The 7,453-nt window shown below is 33.5% G+C and carries 6 protein-coding genes and 2 pseudogenes; 3 read left to right on the top strand and 5 right to left on the bottom strand.

Annotated elements, in window-relative coordinates:
• Window positions 1–222: pseudogene (locus G580_RS10620) on the bottom strand (IS256 family transposase); the annotation flags it as partial.
• A 133-nt stretch (window positions 223–355) separates the two neighbouring features.
• On the opposite strand from G580_RS10620, the pseudogene G580_RS11910 reads away from it, so the two are divergent.
• Both G580_RS11910 and G580_RS0108390 read left to right on the top strand, forming a co-directional pair.
• Window positions 356–493 (top strand): annotated as a pseudogene (locus G580_RS11910) (SAF domain-containing protein); the annotation flags it as partial.
• A gap of 99 nt (window positions 494–592) precedes the next feature.
• On the top strand, window positions 593–808 hold the full coding sequence (locus tag G580_RS0108390; RefSeq protein WP_028841777.1) for a DUF2905 domain-containing protein: 216 nt from the start codon (window positions 593–595) through the stop codon (window positions 806–808).
• 4 nt (window positions 809–812) lie between these two features.
• Here G580_RS0108390 and G580_RS0108385 read toward each other — a convergent pair whose 3' ends face one another.
• The 3 genes from G580_RS0108385 to G580_RS0108375 are packed head-to-tail and all read right to left on the bottom strand — an operon-like array spanning window position 813 to window position 5,491.
• Window positions 813–1,892 (bottom strand): CofH family radical SAM protein, encoded by a 1,080-nt coding sequence (locus G580_RS0108385; RefSeq protein WP_083960849.1) that lies wholly within the window; start codon window positions 1,890–1,892, stop codon window positions 813–815.
• A 28-nt stretch (window positions 1,893–1,920) separates the two neighbouring features.
• Window positions 1,921–4,914: a PD-(D/E)XK nuclease family protein gene (locus G580_RS0108380; RefSeq protein ID WP_028841775.1), complete on the bottom strand. Its 2,994-nt coding sequence runs from the start codon at window positions 4,912–4,914 to the stop codon at window positions 1,921–1,923.
• Entirely contained in the window at window positions 4,859–5,491 is a 633-nt protein-coding gene (locus tag G580_RS0108375; RefSeq protein ID WP_038041958.1) for a hypothetical protein, read from the bottom strand. The genes G580_RS0108380 and G580_RS0108375 overlap by 56 nt, the downstream gene beginning before the upstream one ends.
• 91 nt (window positions 5,492–5,582) lie before the next feature.
• On the opposite strand from G580_RS0108375, the gene G580_RS0108370 reads away from it, so the two are divergent.
• A complete protein-coding gene (locus G580_RS0108370; RefSeq protein WP_028841773.1) occupies window positions 5,583–6,650 on the top strand; it encodes a branched-chain amino acid aminotransferase in 1,068 nt (355 codons plus the stop codon).
• 13 nt (window positions 6,651–6,663) lie between these two features.
• On the opposite strand, the gene G580_RS0108365 is transcribed toward G580_RS0108370, so the two are convergent.
• Window positions 6,664–7,116: a tetratricopeptide repeat protein gene (locus G580_RS0108365; protein WP_028841772.1), complete on the bottom strand. Its 453-nt coding sequence runs from the start codon at window positions 7,114–7,116 to the stop codon at window positions 6,664–6,666.
• Between the last annotated feature and the right edge of the window lie 337 nt (window positions 7,117–7,453).

Genomic DNA, 7,453 nt, shown 5'->3' with positions numbered 1-7,453 from the left:
ATCTCTTGGGACAGAGATACCAAGGTTACCTAAGAAACAGGCAAGTTGTCTTTCATAGTAACCATTAGCTTTATTATCAATACTATCTCTAAGGAATATTTCTCTTTCTTTTTTCATGAGAGCGTTTAAGAGGAGTGCAGCAGCCATTTTGATACCCTCTTTTGATTCAATTTTTGAGATTTCACTTAAAACTTTTTCTAAATCTAAGTCTAAGTTTTCCATTTTACAGACCTCCTGGTTAGTTTAGTCTTTTAGGTTTTATGTTATCATTAATTTAAAAAATATTAAAAATTTTTATTATGCCTCTAAAATATTTTATTAAAAGACACAATTTATATTCTACTCCCCGATAGTTGATATTAAAAAAGGAGAAAACGTCATCAAATATGGAGAAGTTATCGGTAGAGCAACCACATACATTAAAAAAGGAGAACATGTACACGTTCATAATATGGAAAGTTTGAGAGGCCGTGGCGATTGGGATGCGAATTAAAAATATAATTTTAATCTAAAACTTAAGGTAAGACCTATATGGTCAATAATTTAGGTTGAAAGTTTTGTAACGATGACTATATTTTGAAATATGCCTGAGATGTCAGGTTTTGGAAAATTTTTAGTTTTATTAGGGTTTTGTTTAATATTACTGGGGATTTTTATCTCTTTACTTCCCAAGATACCTTATATAGGAAAACTTCCCGGTGATATTTATATCAAAAAAGATAACTTTACTTTCTATTTTCCTTTAGCAACTTCTATTTTAATTAGTCTTTTACTCACAATTATTCTTAATCTGATTTTTCGCAAATAAGCTTTTAAACCTCAACCGGTTCACCTCCTATTTCTTGGATAAGCCTCTGGATCTCTTCCGTAGACAGATGTACGACTACATCTTTTCTCATAGATTGGCTTATTTTTTCTTCTATCACCGTTCCGTGAAAATGGTCTGCTCCCCATAACAGGGCTATCTGAGCTAATTTTACTCCCAGAAAAACCCAGTAAGCCTTGATGTGAGGAAAGTTAGACAAAACAATCCTTGAAATAGCTATGGTTTTTAAAATCTTTAAAGCCGAAGGTCCAGGTAGATGGGAAAGTTCATTACCTTCTGGTATAAAGGCAAGGGGGATAAAACAATAAAATCCTTTGGTTTCTTCTTGGACTTCTCTAAGGGTTAATAGATGGTTTATTATCTCTTCGTCTGTTTCTAAATGTCCAAAAAGAAGGGTAGCATTGGTAAGTATTCCTAATCTATGGGCTGTCTTAGCTATCTCAAGCCATCTCTGATAACCAATCTTTTTAGGATAGAGCTCCTTATGAAGTCTTTCTGAAAAAACCTCAGCCCCTCCTCCTGGAAGAGAATTTAACCCTGCTTGTTTTAGCTCGGTTAAAACCTCTTCTACCGATTTTTTAGAAATTTTCGATAACCAGTCTATCTCTACACAGGTAAAGGCTCTAATCTTTAACAAAGGAAAGTTTTCTCTTACCTTACGTATCAGTTCTACATAGTACTCATAAGGCAACTCTGGGTTTACCCCACCTACTATATGAACTTCCTTTAACTCTGGGGTTGATTTTAACGCTTCTATAATCTCTTCTAATTGATAGGTATAACCTCCTTTTTCACCAGGTTTTTTGTGGTATCCACAAAACTTACAGTTGGTAGTACAAACATTAGTATAGTTAATATGCCTGTTTATCGTATAATAATAACGTTTTTGATGCAAGTTTTCTTTTACGGCATTAGCCAGGGTGCCCAGAAAATAAAAATCTCCTTCTTGATACAACCTTAAAGCCTCTTCTAAGTTTAAAGTTTTCCCAGAGAGTACTTTTTCTGTTATTTCTCTGTAAAAACGGTTTTTCTCAGCATATTTTTCTAACACCAGATAGCTTTCCACCCTACCCCTCCTTTAAATCCTCCAAAAATCATATTAAATAACGATAATTTTTGCAAAGGGTTAAGTACTCACAGTAATTACATATGTTTTCATTTTCAGTAAAGTAGAACTTTTCGGCAAATAACATATGCTTGACCACCCATTCTAAAAACTTCTTAGCCTCTTTTTCAAAAAATTGATTTACTAAAGCCCCTTCCTTTTTCTTAAGGTTAAAGAGAAAAACCTCAGGTTTTTCAAAGTTAGAAGGTCTGATAAACCCTGCATTTATGATATACTTATCTATATTTGGAGAGATAAATCTCTGTTTATTTCTATAAAAGAGATAGCAATAAAAAAACAACTGAAAATTTGCAAGGCTCTCTCCAAAGTTTTCAAGTATTGAACGCAAACTTTCTAAATCATATTTATCTGGCAGAGAATATTTACTTATAAACTCTTTCATTTTTTTAGGTTGAGGAGATATAGAAGGATTGCTTTTAAAATCCATGATTAAATATTTGATCACCTCTTCTTCCCTTTCTATCAAAAAATCAAAAATGCCATAAAATGTAATGTTTAAGGTTCTACCATCACAAAGGAGTATCTCTTCTTTAGCTTCAAGACCTTCTTCTAAAGCAAGGAGTTTATGGGACTTTATCTTTTTTTCTTCCTCTTTTTTCAAAAAATTGAAGTATTTATAAATACTTGCCAGAGTTATGGTTCTTGAAAGGTATTCACTCAAAGGATCAAGTTTTCTTTCAAACTCAAAATTTTTCCATAACTTTTCAAAGTTAATTTTAACACTATTCTCATCACAAATTTTTGAAATTAGAAAAGTCTTACCTTTGTAAGGGCTAAAAAATTCTTTAAAAAAGCTGTGAATAAAGTTCCCTGGATCTTCTACCTTAAAACCCAACCTCTCAGGTTCTTTAAGTTTCATTATGTACTTAAAGAAAAACTTCGCCCCACATTTAAGATAGGTCTCAAAGTAATAACGGCTAACCCTTTCTCTGGATAAGTGGTTAAACAAACTCTCTTTTATTGTTTCAGTCTTAGGTATCCCTTCCTCTCTTTTTGAAAACACACATAGGTTGGGTTGTATGATCTTTTCTTCTATGGAATTTCCTTGTTGCTCTAACTCCCATTTTAACCTGTGTATAAACCTTGAAGGTTCTTTAACTTCCTGGGTAGTTGACTTCTCAACAAGCAGATAAAAAATATGTACCTCTTCTGCAGAGTTTATGATCGTATCAAAATAATAGCTCCAAAGTTCGTTATGGTTAAAAACAGGTATTTTAAGCCAGGATTTAATCTCATCGGTAAGCAAGGGATTAAAATCTGGAGAAGAAGGAAAGCTTCCTTCGTTTACGTCTAAAAGTATAAGCTTTTTAAACGAAAGAAGTCTTGTTTCCATAACACCAAGAATTTGTAAACCTGTAAGAGGGTCTCCAAACAAAGGAACTTTTTGTGTTTTTAAAAGATACTCTAGCAAGGTTAAGAGATTTTCTTTATTATTATTTATAACTGAAGGAAGATAATCTTTGGTAAAAAAGGGAAGAACCTCTGTTTCTATTACCTCAAGATAATTATGTAAGACTATGTCCTGAAAAGAACTCTGAGGATCTAAGTTGAAATCCTTTAGTTTCAGAAAATCTAAGATTTTTTCCAAATTTTTAGCTATATCTTTTGGAGATCTTAGGTTTTCCCAGTTTTTAAAGAAAACCTGATGAACATCTTTGATAATTTTTTCTATAAGATCTTGGGTGTATTTACCTTGACGGTAATCACCAAACTCTTTTTCTATTTCTCCTAAATCTATGGTTATATAGCCTTTATTTCTGATGAAATTTTCTATAGCCTTTAAAAATTCCTCCCAGAAAATATTGTCTGAAAAAGCACGATTAAGTATAGGATGTTTTATCACTTTTAAATAGGACTGGGTAGGATAAAGGCCCTGAATTCTATCTCTTTGGGCTTTTATAACAGAGGTCAAAAGAGAATTTAACGGAAAACTATCCATGGGATAAAAAAGAGAAACATTCACCTCAAGAGGGAGATCTTTTTGTTCCAGTTTATAAATTAAGGGTATTAACGTATTCGGGTCAGAAAGCACAAAAGCCACTTCGTCTGGCCTTTGAGGATTTTCATTAACCAAGTCTAATGCCTGTGTTATTTCCAGATGTAAATCTGTAGAGCGATAAAAGTTTATAGAAGTAGGTTTTACTTCTTTTGCGTAATAATCCTTAGGTAAAAACCTATACTTCTGGTTAATCCCAAAGAGTTGCAAAGTGTTTTTTACCACGTTTGGTAAAGGGGCAGGGTCTTCTTTAGGAACTTGAAACACTAAAAAGGTTTTTTCAAAATTTTTCAAAAAGGCTTTAAACAACTTCTCTTCTATCTTTCTTAAACCAGCAAATCCTACCAGCCACACCTCTTCAATCATAGAACCTAAAAAAGTTTCTTTTAAATCTGTGTTTTCCAAAATCTCTGCCACCCTCTTTAACCTAAAAGTAGGGCTAACCAAACCCTTTTGGTTTAAAACTTTATTGTATTCAAGATAAAGTTTCTTTAGCTTTTCGAAAATATCTTGAGCGATAGGTGGTAAGTTTTCAGGCGGGTATACCAAATTTTGAGGCTCTCTATCCTCCTTTTCCAACTCTTCAAAAACCTCAAGAAATTTTATGCCCCAAAAAAAGTTTTTTTCAAAACTCTCGCTTACATTTTCTGATAGAACTTGAGGAAAAACCTCTAAAAGAGGTAAAAGCCTTAAAATCTTCGTTCCTGTTGGACAAGGTTTGTCCTCAAGCATAACATAAAGATAGTCTACCAGGGTTTCTAAGGAAAAAATACGCGGGAAAAAACCAGCTTTGTTCTTACTCCCTTTTTCTTTTAAGTAACGTTTAAAAAACAGGGCAGAACGTTTATTAGGGAAAACTATCCAGGTTTTTAAGATACTTTCGTCTAAAGACCTTCCGTCAAGAAAAAAGTTAATTAAGGTTTTCAAAAAGTGAGAGTTGGCAGGAATTAGTATAGCTTGAGGCATCTTTTTTGGTTATCTCAATTATGTTAAAAGGCTCTAACACTATGAGGTATGCTGATATATTAACATCAGGATAAATTTTTTGCAACAAAGAAACATAGCCCTTGAGTTGATCTTCATCTCTAAAATCAGAAGCCTGATGAAGTTTAAACTCAAAGATTATCCAACACGAAGAAGACTTAATTATTAAATCTGGCCTTACCATCTTGATATCTTTTTTTTCCTCATCAAGCAAAAAACCTTCTACTTCAGAATATATGTTTTTAGCCTGCCTTAAAGACTTGAAAATCAGCTTTTTAAACTCACTCTCTTCAAAAAGTTTAAGTAAGGTCTCTCTTGCTTTCTCCTCTATCTCTTCTTTCCTAAAAATAGGTTCTTGATACAGAGCTAAAGCCTTTTTTAGGTAAAAGGAAATTTTTTGAGTAAAAAACTCTTTATCGTGAAAAAGTGATTTGATATCTTTTTCACAAACCAATAAACTTTCTAAAGTAAAGTGTAAAATTTCTCCTATGAAACGGTTGATGGTTTCTTGGTTAAGCTGTGTTTTTGAGAGATTTTTTTGTTTTAGGATTAACCCCATGTTTTTAAATTTTACCTCAAAAGAAAGTCTTGTCAAAAAAACAAAAAGGGATATTCTCTTAAAATATACAAATTAGACAGGAGGCCTGGATATGGAAATTGAAATTCATTTAGCTAAACCTGAGGATAGAAAGGCTCCTAATTTTGACAAACTTGTCTTTGGTAAAATTTTTACTCCTCATATGTTTGTGATGAAATATAAAGAGGGGAAAGGCTGGCATTCTCCGAAAATAATTCCGTTTTCTAACATAGAACTTCACCCTGCTGCTATAGTGTTGCATTATTCACAAACCATATTTGAAGGGATGAAGGCATATGCTGGAGTTGACGGAAAGATAAGGCTTTTTAGGCCTTTTGACCATATAAATAGATTAAACCGTTCTGCAGACAGGATGTGTATTCCTCAGGTAGACCCTAACTTAACATTTGAGGCTATTAAAACTTTGGTTTTATTAGACAAAGACTGGATACCTAAGCAAAAAGGATCAGCTCTTTACATAAGGCCCATCATCTTTGCTACAGAAAATACCCTTGGGGTTAAGGTAAGTCATGAATATCTTTTTATGATAATTCTTTCTCCTGTAGGTCCTTACTATGCCGAGGGATTTAACCCGGTTAAGATTTATGTAACCGAAGAATACGTAAGGGCTTGTCCAGGAGGAACAGGAGAGGTAAAAACCGGTGGAAACTATGCAGCAAGTCTTAAAGCCCAGGCTGTAGCTCAACAAAAAGGGTATACTCAGGTGCTCTGGTTAGACGGAAAAGAAAGAAAGTATGTAGAAGAAGTAGGTAGTATGAACATCTTCTTCTATTTTTCTGACGAATTAGCCACCCCTGCTCTTTCTGGGTCGATCCTTCCAGGGATAACCAGAGACTCTGTGTTAAAACTCGCCTCTCATTTAGGAATTCCTGCTAAGGAAAGACAAATTTCTATAGATGAAGTAATCTCAGCTATACAGGAAGGTAGGCTGAAAGAGTGTTTTGGAACAGGGACTGCTGCTGTGATTTCTCCGGTAGGAGAAATTTGTTACAAAGATAAACCATACCTAATAGGACAAGGACAAACAGGAGAACTTACCAAAAAGTTTTTCGATTACATTACTGGAATACAATACGGAGAAAGAGAGGACGAGTTTAACTGGACGGTAGTGTTAGAATAAAAGGTATATTGACCTAAAAATCTACCACCTTTCTTGCTTTAGCAAGTTCTCTCTGGACTTTTACGGCTTTGTCTAACTCTAAATCTGCCGCTTCCTCAAGCCCTTTTTCTCTCAATATTTGACTTCTTGCCATATAGGCAGCAGGATAAACCGGTTCTAAGTCTATGGCTTGGGTAAAAAGCTCAAGGGCTTTATCTAAGTCTTTTTTCTTATAATAAATTTGCCCTAACCTAAAATATAATCTTGGATTTTCTGGTTCTAACGAAATAGCCCTTTCTAAATCTTTTTCTGCTAAGTCTAATTGATCTTTTTGCAAGTAGATCACAGCCCTTGCTTCTAAAGCCTTGATATGGTTCGGGTCTAAGGCTAAGACCTTTTCAAAATATTCTAAAGCCTCATCAAACCTTTTAAGGGTTATCAGCTTAGCCCCTTCTAAAAAAAGATCTTCTATATCTACCTGAGACATAACCTCACCTCTTCTTACAATTTTTTCTAACTAAATTTATACTCTTTTGTAAATAAATCAACTCTTAAAAAGCCTTTCACTTATGCTTAAATCTACAAATTCAATACTATATCAGGGAGTAGAATATAAATTGTGTCTTTTAATAAAATATTTTAGAGGCATAATAAAAATTTTTAATATTTTTTAAATTAATGATAACATAAAACCTAAAAGACTAAACTAACCAGGAGGTCTGTAAAATGGAAAACTTAGACTTAGATTTAGAAAAAGTTTTAAGTGAAATCTCAAAAATTGAATCAAAAGAGGGTATCAAAATGGCTGCTGCACTCCTCTTAAA

Origin of the sequence: Thermodesulfobacterium hveragerdense DSM 12571, assembly GCF_000423845.1 — a bacterium.
In the GTDB taxonomy this organism is placed as follows: domain Bacteria; phylum Desulfobacterota; class Thermodesulfobacteria; order Thermodesulfobacteriales; family Thermodesulfobacteriaceae; genus Thermodesulfobacterium; species Thermodesulfobacterium hveragerdense.
This window is presented reverse-complemented; position numbering and strand designations above follow the sequence as displayed.

Bases quoted from the DNA above. Each gene is read 5' to 3' on its own strand.
- G580_RS0108390 (WP_028841777.1), top strand. From the start codon at position 593: ATGTCAGGTTTTGGAAAATTTTTAGTTTTATTAGGGTTTTGTTTAATA.
- G580_RS0108380 (WP_028841775.1), bottom strand. From the start codon at position 4,914: ATGCCTCAAGCTATACTAATTCCTGCCAACTCTCACTTTTTGAAAACC.
- G580_RS0108375 (WP_038041958.1), bottom strand. From the start codon at position 5,491: ATGGGGTTAATCCTAAAACAAAAAAATCTCTCAAAAACACAGCTTAAC.
- G580_RS0108370 (WP_028841773.1), top strand. From the start codon at position 5,583: ATGGAAATTGAAATTCATTTAGCTAAACCTGAGGATAGAAAGGCTCCT.
- G580_RS0108365 (WP_028841772.1), bottom strand. From the start codon at position 7,116: ATGTCTCAGGTAGATATAGAAGATCTTTTTTTAGAAGGGGCTAAGCTG.